Below are 16,332 nucleotides of genomic sequence, written 5' to 3' on the forward strand. Positions count from 1 at the left end.
GCACCAAGGAGTTCACCATGAAGACCATCGCCTGGATCGTGCTGCTCATCGGCGCCGCCTGCACCGCCATGTACGTCGCCACCGGACTCGGGGGCGGCCCGGTCGCCTGGGCCAACGGCTGGCTCGCGGGCCCGATCCTGCTGGTGTTCGTCGCCCCCACGCTGTTCTCGCTGGCGGGCAAGCTCGGCGGCGGGTTCGCGGCCCTGCGCGGCGGGGTGCCCAAGCAGTTCCGCGGCGCGCCGATCGGCATGGGCACCGTGATCTCGGTGGGGCGCACCGGTCTGAGCGTCAACGACCAGCCGCAGCTCGCCATCCAGCTGCGGGTCGACGCCGCGGACGGCCGGTCCTTCGTGGGCACCGCGCGGCAGATCGTCGACCTGACCGAGCTGGGCGCGGTCCAGCCCGGCGCGGTGCTGCCCGTGCGGTACCTGCCGGACGGCAGCGTCGCCCTGGCCACCGACGCCTCCCAGCCCGAGCTGCAGGCCGCGCTCAACCGCGTCCAGCTCGCCAAGGGCCACATCACCCCGCAGCAGCTGCGCATCGCCGAGCACGGCATCGACGCCTCGGCCGTGGTCCTCGCGATGGCCCCCACCGGCGAGATCCGCGACGGCCGGACCGTGGCCAAGGTGACCTTGCGGATCACCCGGCCGGACCACACCATGTTCGACCTGACCCAGGAGAAGGCGCTGCCGCAGAGCGCGATCCCCCGCGTGCAGCCCGGCTCGGCCGTGCAGGTCAAGTACCTGCCCCACGACGAGAGCGAGGTCGCCATCGTCACCTCGCTGGCCTGATTCCCCACTCCTGATCCCACTGCGCGACCGCGGACGTTCGCGGTCGCGCAGCGGCGTCGCAGTGGCGTCGCGGTGGAACGGGTAGTGTTCCCGGGCCGGATCAAGCCGCACCGCAGGGGGCTTCGGGAATGGTGGACGCGCCGGGCTCGCACAACGAGATCAGTGGCGGGCACTTCACCGGGCCGGTCGTGCAGGCCGCTCGGATCGACCAGGTGGTGTTCGGCTCCGCTGAAGCCGCCGAGCACCCGCCACTGACCGAGTGGGCGGCGCTGCCCCGGGTCACGCCGGGGTTGGTGGACCTCTTGGAGGCCCAACGCGAGGCCGTGGACACGTTGCCCTACCGGCTGCTGGGCGTGCGGCGACCCGAGTTGGCCAAGGTGTACGTGCAGCAACGCATCCGCGCGCGTGAGGACCGGACGCCGGAGTCGGGCGAGCCCCGGCGGCCGAGCAGCCCGTTCAACGACGGAGGGGATCGGCCGCTGTCGGCCGGTGAAGCCCTCGACCGCGGTGGGCACATGGTCATCACGGGTGAGCCTGGAGCGGGCAAGTCCACCCTCGGCCACATGTACGTGCAGCAGATCTGCGATTGCTGGCTCGGTGTCGAGGGCGCGCAACCGCCGCTGCGGGAACCGGTGCTGCCGCTGCGGGTACCTGCCCGGGCCCTGGCCGACGACCGGGCGTGGAGCGAGTTGCTGGCGGCTGGCACGCGGGACGCCGTCGGACCGCTGCTGACCAGCGCCCCGGAACCCGCGCTGTTCGCCAAGCGCGCGTTCGGGGCCCGGTGGCTGGTGTTCATCGACGGCCTGGACGAGATCGCCGACCGGAGCACGCGGGAGCGGGTCATCCGCGCGATCACCGCCCGCATGCGCCGCTCCGAGCTCTACCGGATCGTCGTCACCACCCGCCCGCTGCCGACCGCGGAGATGAAGCCGTTCGAGGAGGTCGGGGCCGACACCTTCGTCATCCAGCCGTTCGGGCCGATGGAACTGGAGGAGTTCGCGACCGCCTGGTTCCGCGCGCAGAACGCCCTGACCGGCCGGACGCGGGCCGCCGAGTTCGTGCGGCAGGTCAGCGACGGCAAACTGCGCGAACTGGTGCGCAACCCCCTGCTGGCCACGATCGCCGCCATCGCGCACACCCTCGAACCCGACCGGGATCTGCCGCGCAGCACGGCGAGTCTCTACCAGCGCTTCATGGACTACCTGCTCACCGACGAGACCAGCGGCCGCCGCACCCGCGACGAGCTGCGCCGCGCGCTCAGCCACCTCCCCGCCCGGCTGGAGCTGGCCACCTGGATCGACGACCACCGCGTCGACCTCATCGAGGCACTGGCCGTGGTCCGCCTCGACACCGACAAGCCGCTGTTCGACGCCGCGCGGGACTGGGTGCTCGCCAAGACGTCGATCACCGAACCGCCGCCGGGGTGGGAGGAGGACATGCGCGCGCTGCTCACCAGCAGCGGCGTCTTCACCCGCACCGAGGACGCGCTGCGCTTCTCCCACCAGTCGTTCGCCGAGTTCCTCGCCGCCCGCAGCCACGCCAGGGACATCGACCCCGACTTCACCGCCGTGGACGACTGGATCGAGCGCGGCGTCCTGCCTGCCACGCAGGACTACGCGCTGTTCACCTTTGTGCTGTGGGGCAGTCAGGGCAATGACATCACCGCCGTCTTGCGCAAGTTGCTGGGCATGGACACCGACCACGTCCTGCTGGCGGGACGACTGCTGACCGGTGACTTGCCCGTCGGGCGCGCGTTGACCACCGAGATCATCGGCCGACTCATCGATCTGCTGTTGCTCGCCGGACTCTTCCCGGAACCCTTCGGGCCCGCTCGAGAAGTCCGTGCGGTGCTCACATCCATTGGTGTGCACCAAGACGTCGTGCTCGACCGCCTGCGCCGCACGCGGGACAACACCGACCTCCCGTTGCACGTCCGCGTCGAGGCGGCCATCGGTGTCGGGTTGATCGATGATCGGGCCGACGCGCTTGCCTGGCTCGGCAGGCAGGCATCGGTGAGCGACCCGGATGTGTTGCAGCACATCACCTCCGGCTTCGCCGACCTCGAAGCCGACAGCGGGACCCGCGTCGAGCGGCTGCTGACCGGGCTGGCCCGCGGCGCCGGGGCGAACTACGTGCTGTCCCTGGCCTATGTCTCCGGTCTGCTGGATTCGCACCGGACGGCCGCGGCGGCCGAACTCGCCCAGGACACCATCGCGGCGATGCGCGCTGATCCCCAGACCACGGCGGACCCCCTCGTCCCACCGGCCCACGGCAACCGGTCGCCCCAACGACTCCGGGACTCCTGGGTGATCGGGATCATCTCGGATGGACGGTACAACTGGGCGGGTATCGCGGAACTCCTCGGCCGCGCCGGTCTGCGCGGCGACGCGGCCTGGGCGGCTCGACTGGCACTGGCCACCGACTGCGACATCACCGCGTTCACCGAGGCGGTGACGGCGTTGCTGTCGGCCGAAGGTGCCTCAGCGGTGGCCGAGGTCGTGGCAGCCGCGTCCACGAAGTCGGTCGCGTACCTGCTCGGTTGCGCGGAGGCGGTCCAGGAGTTCGACCGCCACACCGCGGGCGAGCTGGCCCGCTCCTGCCTCACAATGCACGGTCTTCGACTCGACGGTGTGCGAAGGGCCGTGCAGTTGGCATTGGAGGCCAAGCACTCGCCCGACGACTTGGTCGCCGAAGTAGCGAACGCACCCCATCCCGCCATGGGACACCGAACCTACTTCGCCGCCACTTTGGCGATTCTCGACCACCAGTCGCAGGCCTGCTCCTACGCGCGTAGCCTGCTCGCGACCTCTGTGCTGCTGCCGAGCAACTACTGGAGCGTCATACGCACCTTGCTGGTTCACAGCGATGAACCGGAGCTGGCGCTGGTGCTGGCCGACGCCGCCGCGCGTCCTGTGGCCTACATCGCCCAACTGGCGCCGGTCTTGTCCGAGGCGGGGCGGGAGTCCGAGGCGGCGGCGCTCCTGCGCCAAGTGGTCGACACCGCACCGCCCGCCGAAGTGCTGCTGGAGATCCACGACGACCTCGACGAGGACGGGCCACGCGAGCTGCGGGCGCTGCTCCTCGACACCGTGCTCGGCCAGGTCGGTTGTTGCTCGTGCGCGGACCTGCGGAGGCTGGCCGAGGCACTGCACCGCGACGGTCGCCGCGCCGAGGCTCACGACATCCTCCGTCGAGCCGTGGTCCTCGCCATGAACACCGAGGACGACGAACTCGCCACCATCGCGGGGACATGGCTGGACCAGCGGGGTATCCACGAATCCACCGAGCTCGTCCAGGCCGTTCTCGACCGAGACCTCCCGGCGCGGCTCCGCCTGCGGGTCGCCACCCGCCTGAGCACCTTCGGCGCGCTTTCCCAGGCCGTGTGCGTGTGGACTGATGTCGTGGTGCACCACGGAGGTGAGGTGGCTCTTGGCATCCTTGCCGCAGACCGGATGATCCAAACAGGACACCGCGCCGGGGTGGACGCCGCGCTCGCTCAAGCGCTCGGCCGGGACGACCTGCCGCACTCCACCCGGGCGCGGCTGACCGCGTTGCGCGCGTGGGTCGACAGCTCCGCGCCCAGCAGTGACAGGTAGGCCGACGCCAGTTCCGGGCCGGGGTCGAGGCCCAAGTCGTCGGCGAGCGCGCGGCTGATGGTGGCGTGCACGTCGAACGCGGCTGCCCGCTGTCCGGCCGCGCGCATCGCGTTGATCAGGGTGGCGTGGACGCGTTCGTCCAGGGGGTGTTGGGCGGCGGCTTCGCTCAGCGGTGCGACCACCTCGGCGGCCGCGCCACGGGCGATCATCCCCTCGCCGTAGCGGATCAGGGCCAGGCGGTGCTCGATGGTGAGCGCGATGACCTTGGGGTGGGCGGCCAGGGCGGGCAAGTCGGCGAGCGGGCGTCCGTGCCAGCACCGCAGCGCGGCCGCTAAGGCCGGGACGGTCTGCTCGCCGTCGGCTTGCCGGAGGTGTCGTCGGAAGGTGTCTACATCGGACTCTGCCGCCCTTAGCACGTAGCCGCCGTTGGTATGGCGCAGGATCTCGCTGCGCGCCCGTGCCAGGCGGCCGGGCTCCACCAGGCGCCGGAGGTGTTTGACGTGGGTTTGCAGCACGTTCGCGGCTGTGGCCGGTGGATCGTCGCCCCACAGCGCGTCGACCAGTTCCGACCGCGAGACGTACGCCCCACCCGCCAGCACGAGCAGGCCGAGGACGGCGCGTCGCGAAGGTGGACCCAGGTCCAGTTCTTCGTCGTCCCGCCACGCCCGCAACGGGCCCAGCACCGAGAACCGCAGCATCAGACCTCCCCATGTCCCTCTGGCCACACACTCCCACCGCGCGCCGCCGGTTCGCCGTGTCCGGCGGACGATTCGTGACAATGAGCAAACGGGAGTCCCCGCCACGGCAAAGTGTCCGGGCCGCCCACGGTGTGGACGGCCCGGACCCGGGGGAGTGGCGGTTGGCTCCTACCTGACGTTGATCCCGTAGACGTAGCCGTCGGGGTCGAAGGCGTTCGAGTCGAAGGCGAACGGGCTGAACCCGCCGCCCTGGCTCAACCACGGCGTGACCTGGGTGGGACCGGACAGGCCGTTGTCGACGGCCCGGATGGACAACCTCAGGTCGTTGAGCTGCGTACCCGCGGGCAGCTGCCGCACCTGGAGGCCGACCAGGAAACCGTCCGGGTCGAACTGGTTGTCATCGGTGACGAACGGGGTCTCCCCGCCGCCCTGGCTGGCCCACGGCGAGCACACGAAGGCGCCGAACGTGGGCCTGCGCCGGGGGTTGTCGACGGCCTGGCCGCAGATGCGCACGTCCAGGTTGGTGGGGATGCCGGTGCTGCTGAGCAGGAGCTGGGCCCCGTCCGGGTCGAACTGGTTGGTGTCGAACGCGAAGGGCGACGCGCCGCCCCCGTCGACGGCGAACGGGGTGACCTGCAGCGGCCCGAGCTGCGAGCGACCGCCGTCGTCGACCACCCGGATGCCGAACCGCACGTTGGCCAGGTCCGCGCTGGCGGGCGCGGCCGTGGCCACGGCGGGTGCGATCGCTCCCGCCAGCGCCAGGACCAGCCCGACTACCCTTCGTCCTTTACCTTTGAACACTGTGGTGCTCCTCCTCGGTAGGTGGTGCGGAGGACGCTAGGGACGGCGACTGGACACCCAAGGGACGCCGACTGGACGGTGGTGGTGGGCACACCGGCTTGGTCGGGTGCGCGGCCCTCGTCTACGATTCGCGGTGTAAGCGAAGGGGAGTAGCCCCCAACATCCCGGTCGACACACTGACCCGCTCGCGGGTCCGGTCGGATGGCCTCGTTTCGACGGGGCGGGCGAGACCTTCGATCCAGGCACAGCACAGTGCCGGATCGAGGTCGCCCGCAGACGCGCCCACGGTCCGGCGCGCGAGGTAAGGACCGGAATCCGAGATGGACGCAGTGCTCGTCGGCACGCTGGTGTCGTTCTGGGTGATCTTCGTGGCGGAGCTGGGCGACAAGTCGCAGCTCATGGCCCTGACGTTCGCCACCCGCTTCAAGGTGTGGCCGGTGTTGGCAGGCATCACGCTGGCCACGGCGGTCGTGCACCTGGCCTCGGTGGCCATCGGCCACGGCCTCGGCGCGGCCCTGCCCACCGGGTGGATCAACCTGGCCGCCGCCGTCGCCTTCCTCGGCTTCGGCTTCTGGACCCTGCGCGGCGACACCCTCACCGACGACGAGAAGGCCAAGGCCCAGCGCGCGACCCGGTCGGTGGTGATCGCGGTGGGCACCGCGTTCTTCCTGGCCGAACTGGGCGACAAGACCATGCTGGCCACCATCACCCTGGCCACGGACCACGGGTGGCTCGGGGTGTGGATCGGCTCCACCGTCGGCATGGTCGCCGCGGACGCCTTGGCGATCGTGATCGGCCGGGCCCTCGGCCGCAACCTGCCCGAGAAGACCATCCGCTACGGCGCCTCGGCCCTGTTCTTCCTGTTCGGCGCGTGGTTGGCGGTCGACGCCGTCCGGCTGCTCGGCTGACCCGGCCCCATGGGTTCCTTCAGGGAACTTAGCCTGCTACGGTAGGCGAGTCTTCTGAAGGAACCCACGAAGGGATCGAGCGCATGAGCAAGGTCATCGCCGCGCACGCGGTGTCGGTGGACGGCTACATCACCGGCCGCGAACCCGGCCCCGGCCGCGGCCTCGGCGACGGGTCCACCCTGTTCGACTGGTACTTCGGCGGCGACACCCCGAGCCGGGTCTTCGACGGCTTCCGGCTCAGCGAACCCAGCACGCGCGTCTTCGACGCCCTGGCCGCCCGGGTGGGCGCCGTCGTGGCGGGCCGCAACACCTACGAGGACTCCGACCGCTTCGGCGGCGGCAGCCCGCACCCGGCGGCCCGGCTGGTCCTGCTCACCCACCGACCCGCGCCGGAGATCACCGAGCGGCAGACGCTGGTCACCACCGGCATCGAGGACGCGCTCGCCGCCGCCCATGGGGTTGCCGACGGCAAGGACGTCGGCCTCATGGGCGGCGGTGTCGTCACCGCGGCACTCAAGGCGGGACTCGTGGACGAGCTGGTCCTGCACCAGGTGCCGGTGCTGCTCGGCGCGGGCAGGCCGTTCTTCCAGGCACTCCCCGAGCACGTCCACCTCGACCTCGTCGAGGCGGTCCCCGCCCCCGGCGTCACCCACCTGCACTACCGCGTCAACCGCTGACCCGCCCGGAAGGAACCCCCGTGCTCAACCCCGACATCCGCCGCGTCCTCGACGGCACCCCGATCGCCCACCTGGCCACCCTGCTGCCCGACGGCGCCCCGCACGCCGTCCCCGTCTGGATCGGCGCCCACGGCGACCACATCGCGATCCTCACCGGCCCGGACAGCCGCAAGGCCCGCAACCTCCGCCGCGACCCCCGCGTGGCGATCTCCCTGACCCCGCCGGACAACCCGTTCCAACCGGTCATGATCCGCGGCCGCGCCGTCGAGTGGCTCGACGGGGACCGGTCCTGGGAGGTCGTCGACAGCATCGCGCTCAAGTACATCGGCCGCCCCTACGACCGCGCCGAGCCCCGGGTCGCCATCCTGATCGAGCCCGACCGGCAGACCATCGCCTGACCCCAGGTGCCCGCGGTGTGCTACCCGGCTGCGCCGACCGAGTGGTCGCCGCCGGCGTTCCGGTAACGCGCGGAAGATTACCGGTGGCGAAATCCCGCCGGTTCTGGCCTGCTGGGTGGCGGATCGGGAGGCGTCGTTGGACGGGGGGTCACGCTTGTGGTCGTGGCGAGCGTCCAGCCGAGCCGGGTGCACCTCTGTCGCGTCATCCAGTCGGACTCAGCCAAGGCCCGTCCTCCGGGCGGCAAGACCTTTCGGTCGTCGTGTGGAGGCGTCTCGGCGCGCGGAGCGGCGGACGCGGTGGACCAGAAGGGCGCCGAACAGCACGGACAGCAGGCCGAGTCCGGTCTGCCATGCCATGTCCGCACCGGTGTGTGCCAGACCGTTGGCCCGTGCGGTCGGGTTGGACGGAGCCGGGTGTGTGCGGTGTGCTCGCTGGGGCGTGGTTGGCGGTGCGGAGGGTGTGGAGTCCGGGTCGGGTTGATCAGGACCTGGTACGACCCAGATCCGGATGCGCGTAGTTCCCACGGAGATGTTGTAGGGGCTGAAGACGTCAGGTTGTGTCATCCGCCATGGGCCCACCACCTTGATGCTGTACGGGCCTGGCATCACCGGGGGGAAGGCGAAGTCTCCCAGCCGGTCGGTCACCGCGCGCGCCGAGACCTTCCCGGCGGAGTCGGAGAGGTAGATCTTGATGTCGGGAACTCCTGGACCCGTGGGATAGCCGCAGCGCGCGGTCACGGAGCCGGGCGGCCAGCAGCGGAGCGAGACCCCGGAATCGGCCCGCATCACGCTGCCGGTCAGTGTCCCGAAACCGGGCAGGACGCGGGTCGTCGCGGAGGACCTGACGAAGTCGGACGAGGTGTAGCGGACGAAGAAGTCGCAGGTGACCGAGGCTTCGCTGCCTGGTGGGGCCCAAGCGAGGATCATCGTCCGCGCTCGCAGGGTTCTCGTCGTGCTCGGCGGGATCGTCACGCCCTCGTAGGAGTTGAGGTCGCCCCAATCGGAGCCGTCGTTGCTCGAGCTGTCGCACTTGGCGTTGACACCGCGGACAGGCACCGACCCGCGGTTGGTGAGCTTCACCGTCAGCGGAGCGAGCTCGGCCGCGCGGTTCGCCTCCTCGTCAAAGCGCATCGACACGGTCAGGACGTCTGCCAGCGGGCGGAGTCCATCGATTTCCGCGGCCGGATCCTTGCCCTTGTCCACCAATGCGTGGTGGACACCGAATCTCCATCCGCTCGCCTCGACCCTGGTGGCGTACTCGCCCGCGGGGATGTCGGAGAACGCGAACCGCCCATCGGCTCCAGTGCTCGTGCTGTACGTGCCTTCGGGGCGTCCACCGGTCGTGGTCACGAGCGCGCCGGCGATCTCTTCACCCGGTTGCCGGATCCCGTCCCGGTTGGCGTCGCCGTAGATGACGCCGGTGAAGTCGGCGCGCACCTGCGTGACGATCGTGGTGAGGTTCACCGTGTTGTCCGACGGATTGGCGTCAGGTTCGTCCGACCGCAGGGTGATGGACACCGCGAGGGGCCCCGGGCCGGGGAGGACGAACAGGGCGACATCCCCCTTGACCTCCACGGTCGCGCCGGGCTCGATCCGCCACAGCGGGGGAAAGGACGGCCGGGACTGCCCGGTGCTCTCGATGGTGACAGCCGTGGCCGTCGCGGTGCCGACGTTGGTCACCGACAACCGGATGTAGGCGTAGTCCCGGATGTCGTAGGAGGGTTGGGTGAACTCGGCGGTGACGCGGAGATCGGGCGACTCCGCCGCCGGTGTAGTGGACGAGACGGTAGTAGTGGTCTCCGGGGCCGTAGGCGTCGCCGAGGTCGTCGTCGCGGACGTCGCGTTCGTGGTCGACCCGGTCGGTGTCGTTGTGCTGGGGATCGTACTGGCGCGGGGGGTGGTGGTAGTCGTTGTTGTAGGGACTCCAGTCGCCGACGAGCGCACCGTTGTGGTTGCGGCGGCGGTCTGTTCGCTCGAGGTCCGCTCGGTGGACCCCAGGGGGTCCACGCGCTGCTCGGCGACCGGGCGCGGAGCAGGCACTGCTTGTGCTGTCGCCGTCGACGCGAACAGCGAAGCTGCCGCCAGGGGGAGACAGGCGGCGACGAGCACGGATAGTCGTCTGTGCATTCTCGATGCCTCGCTTCGGTCGCCTGGGGAATCGGTACATTGCGCGCCCCAGGCTCCTCGGGGATTCTCTACGTAGGCAGGGCCGTCACGCCTGCGGATGGAATGCCCTAAGACTCCGGTGATCGACTACCTTCGCCGCCATGTGGTCTGTGCCATCCGAGCGGGCCGGTCGTCGCGACCACACGCGGACAACCGCATTCCGCTTGCATCGGCGCGCGTGCTGACGCCACGCGCCGTTTCGAACCGGCGACGGAAAAGGTGGCAATGATGAGGTAGCGGGATCCATGTCGAGTTCAGGCATACCGCGGAATTCATCGAGGGGAAGATGAACTCCGCCATGGAACGAATCCCGTCCAGTCAGGTCGCTGGTTCGGCAGGCGTCGAGCGCGTCCGCACCCGGTGCCACGGGAGTGGTGTTGAGGTCGAACGCACCGGCTCGCTGCTCCTGTGCGGCACCCGGGTGATGCTCGGTATGGCGGCGCCGCCCGACATCGCGGGTGGTTCCCAACGTCGTGCCGGCGCGTGGCTGTCCGGCACCGGCGAGATCCGGACACGGTGATGTGGACCGGTCTGTCATCCGTGGTGGCCCTGTTGTCCGGCGGCGGACCGGGCCGGTGGCGGCGCGGCGCCATCTGATCCCGGGGCTCGCGCACGGCAGGCAGTCTCGGGGCGGAGCCTTGTGGGCAACTTCTCTATCTATATAGACTTTTGCCATGGTTCGTGAGCGCAAGCTGTCGCCGCAAACGATCGCGGTGCTGGACGCGTTGGCCGCACAGCCGGATTCCTGGCGGTACGGCTACGAGTTGTGCGGCCAGGTGGGGCTCAAGGCGGGATCGATGTACCCGATCCTGGTGCGGTTGGCCGAGCGCGGCCTGCTGGAGACCAGGTGGGAGACCGAGCAGCCCGCCGGTAGGCCGCCACGCCACCTCTACCGCTTGTCCGGGCAGGGCCATGAACTCGCCCGTTCGATCACACCCACCCGGGCCCGGCGGGCTCGGTCGCCGCGCCCACGTCTGGAAGGTGCCTGATGCTTCTCCTCATGGTGTTCGTGACCCTTCTGGTCGCCTGTCTCGCGGTTGTCGTCGCCGGCTGGGTCGCCCGCGTGCGGCACGAGATCCGACGACGTGAACTCGACCTGCCCGCCTACCTCCTCGACGTCGCCACCCGCCTGTTGCCCGCCGAGCGGCGGGAATGGGGGGCGGCGATGCGGGCCGAGCTCGCGCACATCGACCACGGGCCCGCTCGCTGGTCGTTCACCGCGGGGGCGACGTGGGCGGCGGCTCTGCCATCGCCGCGGAGACCTGCGGTGTTCGTGGTGGCGGGCCTCGGGACGCTCGTCAGCGGTGCCGCCGCTGTGGCCGCGTACCGCTTCGTTCCGGAAGCGTTGCTGTTCGTGGTCACCACCGGCGTGGTGCTCACCGGCTACCTCACCGTTCGGGTCGCGTGGCCGGTTTCGACACCCGTTGTCCGCTCCGGTCGGTTGTTCGGTGTCGTCATGCTGCTCGGTACCGCCGGATGCGTTGCGGCGGTCTGCTACGCCGTGCGCACCCACCCGGCCGCGGGTAGGGATCCGGCTCGGCTGTTCAACATGGTCTTGGCTGTCGTCGTCATCGGTTACGTCGTCTTGGCCGCACGTGCTCGTCGGGCGGATTTCCGCGTTCTGGGCTGGGCGGCCGTGGCCGCCACCGGATGCGCTGCGGTGTGGGCGGTTCCGGCCCTGTCCAGGCCCCTCGGCGTGGACGGGCTGCCGGAATCCACCTTTCTCGCAGCGGGAGCGGTCATCCTCCTCGCCGCGGTCCCGGCCGCCGCGGTGACCGGTACGTGGCGCGCGGGTGGCAGGGTGGGTCTGTGGTCCGGCCTGCTCGCCGCGTTGGCGGTATTCCTCCTCGGAATGCTCAACACCCTCGCGGACCAGGCATACGTCCTCGACAACCCCGATGACGTCATCGCCTTCGACCGCAGCGGCACCGCGGACCTGGCGGGTTTCGTGATCGGTGACAACCTCGGTGGCCTCGTGCTCGCCCTCGTTTGGATCCCGGTCGTCGCGACGTCCCTGGGGCTGCTGGGCGGCGCGCTCGGAGCCGGACTGCACCCCCGGTACCGCCGAACCCGAGACCTGGCGGCCGAACTCATGCGCGGGTGAGTCCGGCCGGGCAGAAGGTCACCACACGGCACGACCGGAAGGCTCTGCCGCCCCTGCGCCGCGAGCGGCGATGATCGTCGCCAGTGGACGGATCCGGCGCATGCCCGACTCCGGTGCCACCGATGTACGCGGCTCCGGAAGCCGCCCGTGCGAGGAGGAACCGCCGTGAACGCACCAATGCCCACCCGGTCACCTGTTGTGGTCGCCGTCGACGGGTCGCCGTCGTCCGCGGACGCCGTGGCTTGGGCCGCCGCGGAAGCGGGCAGGCACGGTCTCCCGCTGCGCCTGGTCCACGTGTGCGTGCCGCCCGCGGTCACGGACCCGGTGGGCCGCGACATCTGGTTGGACCCGTTGTCCTCGCAGGGTGGGCACCTGCTCGCCGAGGCCGACGACCTCGCCCAGCGCGTCCACCCCGGACTCCGGACCTGTTCCGAGCTGCGCCACGGCTTCGCCGCCGCGCAGCTGCTCGACGCCGCCGCCGACGCGGCGGTGCTGGTGACCGGGCACCGCGGCCTCGGCGGGTTCGAGGGACTGCTGCTGGGTTCGGTGTCCGGTGCCGTCGCCGCGCACGCGCGCTGCCCGGTTGTCGTCGTGCGCGGCGAGGCGGTGACCGGGGGACCCGTGGTGGTCGGTGTCGACGGCTCACCGGCGGGGGACGCCGCGATCGAGTTCGCCTTCGAGCAGGCATCCACCCGTGGTACCGGGCTGCTGGCCGTGCACGCCTGGAGCGACGTCGCCTACGCGGGCGCGTGGATCCCGGTGCCCTTCGTGGCGGACTGGGACGCGCTGGCGCGGGACGAGGAGCGGCTCCTCGCCGAACGGCTGGCGGGCATGGGGGAGAAGTACCCGGAGGTCGTCGTCGAGCGCGCCGTGGTCCGCGACCGCGCGGCCCGGGTGCTCGGCAGCCGCAGCGCGGGTGCCCAACTGGTCGTGCTGGGCGCGCACGGCAGGCACCTGCTCACCGGTCTGGGCATGGGCTCGACCACCCGCGCGCTGCTGCACCACAGCCGGTGCCCGGTCGCCGTCGTGCGTACCTGACCAGGCTTCTCCAGCCGATCGGCGACTCGCGCGATCGTCGCGAAATCCCCGAGCGGGTCGGGGGAACGCTCCTCGTCGGCATCGTCGGCGGCAAGGATCCGGCGCGGTGGAACCGCTCCCGCGCCGGATTCCTCGCCGAACGGCGGACGACGTCGCCTGCCGGCAGCGGGAATACCGCGCCGGCGGACACCGGTCGTGGCACCTCGACCCGTCCGCCACCGCGGTCATGCGGTCGACCTCGGTGAACAAGGCAGCCGAATGTCCTCAGTGGATATCCGGTTGTCGGGAGTACTCCGGTGGCCCTGACGCGCGAACGGGGTGAACTCCTGGTTCGGGTCTTCCCGTGCGAGTGCTGGACGTGAAAGCCTGCTCCCGCGAAACTTGAGCGCGGGAGCCGTCATGGAGCGCACTGCCAGGGCAACGGACCACCTCTCCGGCCTCCGGCTGGACGAACTGCTGCGGGAGTTGCACGAGCGCCTGGGGGACTTGCTGCGCACCCGCGACAGCCTGCAGGGGTTGTTGGACGCGGTGATGGCCGTCGGCGCGGGTCTGGAACTGGACTCGACGCTGCGGCGGATCGTGCGGGCGGCCCTTGGGCTGGTGGACGCCCGCTACGGTGCGTTGGGCGTGCTCGGTGACGGGGACCTGGTGCGGTTCATCAACGAGGGCATCGATCCCGAGACCCGCGCGGACATGGGTCACCTGCCCGAAGGGCGCGGGCTGCTCGGGCTGCTCATCGAGCACCCCGAGCCGATCCGGTTGACCGATCTCACCCAGCACCCCGCGTCGGTCGGTTTTCCGCGCAACCACCCGCCGATGGGCAGCTTCCTCGGTGTTCCGGTCCACGTGCGCGGTGAGGTGTTCGGCAACCTCTACCTGACCGAGAAGCGCGGGGGACCCTTCACCGCCGACGACGAGGCCGTGGTGCAGGCGCTGGCCGCCGCGGCGGGGGTGGCGATCGAGAACGCGCGGCTGTTCGAGCGTTCCCGGGATCGTGAACGCTGGTTGACCGCGGCGGGTGAGGTCAACACCCAACTGCTCGCGGGGGCGTCGCAGGACGAGACGCTCGGTGTCATCGTGCGGCGCGTGCGGGAGTTGACCTCCGCCGACTGCGCGTTGATCCTGCTCGTCGGTGGCGACGCGAAGGACCTGCTGTCGGTCGGCGCCGCCGATGGACCCACGAGCGAGCTCCTGCCCGTGGACATCGCCGCGTTCGGTCCGCTGGTGGAGTCCGTGCTGGCGGCCGAGGAACCTCGGCAGGTCCCGGACATGGCCGCGGAGCTGGGGTGCGGGTCGCTCGGCCCCGCCGTGGTCGTGCCGCTGCGCGCCGCCGGTGGCGTGCTGCTCGCGGCGAGGGAGAAAGGGGGTCGGTCGTTCCCGGCGGACACCACGCCGATGCTGGCCTCCTTCGCCGGTCAGGCCGCGGTGGCCCTGGAACTGGCGGAGAAGCAGCGCGCGCAGCGGCTGCTGGACGTGCTCGCCGACCGCGACCGCATCGCGCAGGACCTGCACGACCACGTCATCCAGCGCCTGTACGCGACGGGCATGGACCTGCAGGGCACGCTGCGGCGCGTCGACGACGGTCACGTCCGCGGCCGCGTGCACCGAGCCGTGGAGCAACTGGACCAGACCGTCCGGGAGATCCGGACCTCGATCTTCGACCTGCACGCGGTCGAGCACACCTCGAGCCTGCGTCGCCGGGTGCTCGACGCGGTCGCCGAGATCGGCGCCGGTGGTTCGACGACCCCGTCGGTGGCCATGTCCGGCGCCATCGATACGCGGGTCCCGGACCACGTCGGCGAACACGCGCTGGCCGTGCTGGGCGAGGCGTTGAGCAACGCCGTGCGGCACGCGCGGGCAACCGAGATCACCGTGACCGTGGACGCGGGCGACGACCTCGTGGTGCAGGTGCGGGACAACGGCGTCGGCGTCGGGGAGCCGAATCGACGCAGTGGTCTGGACAATATGATCCGCCGGGCCGAGCAGTGCCACGGCAGCTGTGAGGTGGACACCCGCGGTGCGGGCACGACTGTGTGGTGGCGGGTCCCGTTGGGGTGACGGTGGTGGGCGGCCGAGCGGGTCGGGAGGCGTCCACCACCGTTGAGCCACCCGCTGGCCGCCCTCGCCTCACCGGCCGGTGATGTCGGTCTGGGCCCGCAGCACGCGCTCGGTCGTCTCGGCGTCGCGGCTGTCCAGCTCGGTCGGGGTCAGCACCCGGGCACGCGGGCCGGGGAAGACCAGGGTGCGGTGGTCGTCCTCGGTCCACCGCACCAGGTAGGGCGGGCCACCGTCGCGGCCGTGGACCTCCTCGACGAGGCCCTGTCTGGTGTGGCCCGCCCGGTCGGTGTCCAGCAACCAGTCACCGGGTTGTGCGCGCACGGTGGCCCCCGTTCATCGACGTGGTTCGCGGGTGATGTCCACGACCATGGCTTCGGGGATGGTCACCCCGGTGTCGTCCCAGGCGTAGGTGAGCGTCGAGCGGACGTCGACGACGCCGTCCACCCGTCGGGTCAACGCCGTGATGACGTCCACCCAGCTGCGGCGCTCGACTTGGCCGCCGATCTCGACCACGCCGCCCGCGACCCGGATCGCCACCGTGTCCGCGCCGATGCCGAGGGCGTCGTGGAAGACGTCGTGGGCGATCTCCTCAGCGATGTCGTCGTCCGCGCGGGTGAAGATCGACAGCAGGTCCGACCGGCTGACCACCCCGACGAGGGCGCCGTCCGCGTCGACCACGGGGAGGCGTTTGACGCGGTGGTCGGCCATCAGGCGGGCGGCGTGCGGGACGTCCGCGCCCGACGCCACCGTCACGGCGGGCGCGGTCATCAGCTCGCCCGCGGTGGTACCCCGGGACCGCACCCGTTCGGCGTGCCTGCGCAGCAGCGCCGGGACGGCGTGCGGTCGTTCCCGCACGCTCTCCTTGGCGAGCAGATCGGCCTCGGACACGACGCCGAGCACACGACCGTCCGCGTCCACCACCGGCAACCCGCTCACCCGCCGGTCCGCCATGATCCGCACCAGGTCGGTGAAGCCGGTGCCCGCGGTGGCGGTGGCGGGATCCCGGGTCATCACGTTCTCGACCGTCCTGTGCCGCATCGTGCCCTCCTTGTCCGTTTGACCTGACGCTAGGGCGGTGGCGCCGTCACCGCTGCCGC

At 71.1% G+C, this 16,332-nt stretch carries 14 protein-coding genes; 9 read left to right on the top strand and 5 right to left on the bottom strand.

Annotated elements, in window-relative coordinates:
* Window positions 1-17: 17 nt before the first annotated feature.
* Both CLV40_RS17340 and CLV40_RS17345 read left to right on the top strand, forming a co-directional pair.
* Window positions 18-791 carry a hypothetical protein gene (locus tag CLV40_RS17340; RefSeq protein ID WP_104479959.1) on the top strand — a complete coding sequence of 258 codons (774 nt, stop codon included), beginning with the start codon at window positions 18-20 and terminating at the stop codon, window positions 789-791.
* Between the two features lie 128 nt (window positions 792-919).
* The gene (locus CLV40_RS17345) at window positions 920-4,387 is read left to right on the top strand and encodes an NACHT domain-containing protein (protein WP_104479960.1); all 3,468 of its coding nucleotides are present in this window, start codon (window positions 920-922) and stop codon (window positions 4,385-4,387) included.
* On the opposite strand, the gene CLV40_RS17350 is transcribed toward CLV40_RS17345, so the two are convergent.
* Entirely contained in the window at window positions 4,288-5,085 is a 798-nt protein-coding gene (locus tag CLV40_RS17350) for an AfsR/SARP family transcriptional regulator (protein ID WP_104479961.1), read from the bottom strand. The two genes, CLV40_RS17345 and CLV40_RS17350, sit on opposite strands and share 100 nt — an antisense overlap.
* Window positions 5,086-5,253: 168 nt before the next feature.
* Window positions 5,254-5,886, bottom strand: coding sequence for a hypothetical protein (locus tag CLV40_RS17355; RefSeq protein ID WP_104479962.1), 633 nt, complete (start codon window positions 5,884-5,886; stop codon window positions 5,254-5,256).
* Window positions 5,887-6,206: 320 nt separating this feature from the next.
* On the opposite strand from CLV40_RS17355, the gene CLV40_RS17360 reads away from it, so the two are divergent.
* From CLV40_RS17360 to CLV40_RS17370, 3 genes are all read left to right on the top strand, one after another.
* Window positions 6,207-6,794, top strand: coding sequence for a TMEM165/GDT1 family protein (locus CLV40_RS17360; RefSeq protein WP_104479963.1), 588 nt, complete (start codon window positions 6,207-6,209; stop codon window positions 6,792-6,794).
* Between the two features lie 83 nt (window positions 6,795-6,877).
* Window positions 6,878-7,471 carry a dihydrofolate reductase family protein gene (locus CLV40_RS17365; RefSeq protein ID WP_104479964.1) on the top strand — a complete coding sequence of 198 codons (594 nt, stop codon included), beginning with the start codon at window positions 6,878-6,880 and terminating at the stop codon, window positions 7,469-7,471.
* Between the two features lie 20 nt (window positions 7,472-7,491).
* On the top strand, window positions 7,492-7,869 hold the full coding sequence (locus tag CLV40_RS17370) for a PPOX class F420-dependent oxidoreductase (protein ID WP_104479965.1): 378 nt from the start codon (window positions 7,492-7,494) through the stop codon (window positions 7,867-7,869).
* 216 nt (window positions 7,870-8,085) lie between these two features.
* Here the strand turns inward: CLV40_RS17370 and CLV40_RS17375 are convergent, their stop codons facing one another.
* Window positions 8,086-9,909, bottom strand: a complete 1,824-nt coding sequence (locus CLV40_RS17375; RefSeq protein WP_146108080.1) for a carboxypeptidase-like regulatory domain-containing protein — start codon at window positions 9,907-9,909, stop codon at window positions 8,086-8,088.
* Between the two features lie 800 nt (window positions 9,910-10,709).
* On the opposite strand from CLV40_RS17375, the gene CLV40_RS17385 reads away from it, so the two are divergent.
* From CLV40_RS17385 to CLV40_RS17400, 4 genes are all read left to right on the top strand, one after another.
* Window positions 10,710-11,024 carry a PadR family transcriptional regulator gene (locus CLV40_RS17385; RefSeq protein ID WP_104479968.1) on the top strand — a complete coding sequence of 105 codons (315 nt, stop codon included), beginning with the start codon at window positions 10,710-10,712 and terminating at the stop codon, window positions 11,022-11,024.
* Complete coding sequence (locus CLV40_RS17390; RefSeq protein WP_104479969.1) at window positions 11,024-12,139, top strand: hypothetical protein; 1,116 nt, start codon at window positions 11,024-11,026, stop codon at window positions 12,137-12,139. The genes CLV40_RS17385 and CLV40_RS17390 overlap by 1 nt, the downstream gene beginning before the upstream one ends.
* 165 nt (window positions 12,140-12,304) lie before the next feature.
* Window positions 12,305-13,177, top strand: coding sequence for a universal stress protein (locus CLV40_RS17395; protein WP_245931343.1), 873 nt, complete (start codon window positions 12,305-12,307; stop codon window positions 13,175-13,177).
* Between the two features lie 399 nt (window positions 13,178-13,576).
* Window positions 13,577-15,235, top strand: coding sequence for a sensor histidine kinase (locus CLV40_RS17400; protein WP_104479971.1), 1,659 nt, complete (start codon window positions 13,577-13,579; stop codon window positions 15,233-15,235).
* Window positions 15,236-15,304: 69 nt separating this feature from the next.
* Here CLV40_RS17400 and CLV40_RS17405 read toward each other — a convergent pair whose 3' ends face one another.
* Together CLV40_RS17405 and CLV40_RS17410 are read right to left on the bottom strand one after the other, a co-directional pair.
* Window positions 15,305-15,556 carry a DUF1918 domain-containing protein gene (locus CLV40_RS17405; protein ID WP_104479972.1) on the bottom strand — a complete coding sequence of 84 codons (252 nt, stop codon included), beginning with the start codon at window positions 15,554-15,556 and terminating at the stop codon, window positions 15,305-15,307.
* A gap of 12 nt (window positions 15,557-15,568) precedes the next feature.
* Window positions 15,569-16,273, bottom strand: coding sequence for a CBS domain-containing protein (locus CLV40_RS17410; RefSeq protein WP_104479973.1), 705 nt, complete (start codon window positions 16,271-16,273; stop codon window positions 15,569-15,571).
* Between the last annotated feature and the right edge of the window lie 59 nt (window positions 16,274-16,332).

Source organism: Actinokineospora auranticolor, assembly GCF_002934265.1.
In the GTDB taxonomy this organism is placed as follows: Bacteria; Actinomycetota; Actinomycetes; order Mycobacteriales; family Pseudonocardiaceae; genus Actinokineospora; species Actinokineospora auranticolor.

Bases quoted from the DNA above. Each gene is read 5' to 3' on its own strand.
- CLV40_RS17365 (WP_104479964.1), top strand. From the start codon at position 6,878: ATGAGCAAGGTCATCGCCGCGCACGCGGTGTCGGTGGACGGCTACATC.
- CLV40_RS17410 (WP_104479973.1), bottom strand. From the start codon at position 16,273: ATGCGGCACAGGACGGTCGAGAACGTGATGACCCGGGATCCCGCCACC.
- CLV40_RS17345 (WP_104479960.1), top strand. From the start codon at position 920: ATGGTGGACGCGCCGGGCTCGCACAACGAGATCAGTGGCGGGCACTTC.
- CLV40_RS17340 (WP_104479959.1), top strand. From the start codon at position 18: ATGAAGACCATCGCCTGGATCGTGCTGCTCATCGGCGCCGCCTGCACC.
- CLV40_RS17350 (WP_104479961.1), bottom strand. From the start codon at position 5,085: ATGCTGCGGTTCTCGGTGCTGGGCCCGTTGCGGGCGTGGCGGGACGAC.
- CLV40_RS17385 (WP_104479968.1), top strand. From the start codon at position 10,710: ATGGTTCGTGAGCGCAAGCTGTCGCCGCAAACGATCGCGGTGCTGGAC.
- CLV40_RS17390 (WP_104479969.1), top strand. From the start codon at position 11,024: ATGCTTCTCCTCATGGTGTTCGTGACCCTTCTGGTCGCCTGTCTCGCG.
- CLV40_RS17400 (WP_104479971.1), top strand. From the start codon at position 13,577: ATGGAGCGCACTGCCAGGGCAACGGACCACCTCTCCGGCCTCCGGCTG.
- CLV40_RS17360 (WP_104479963.1), top strand. From the start codon at position 6,207: ATGGACGCAGTGCTCGTCGGCACGCTGGTGTCGTTCTGGGTGATCTTC.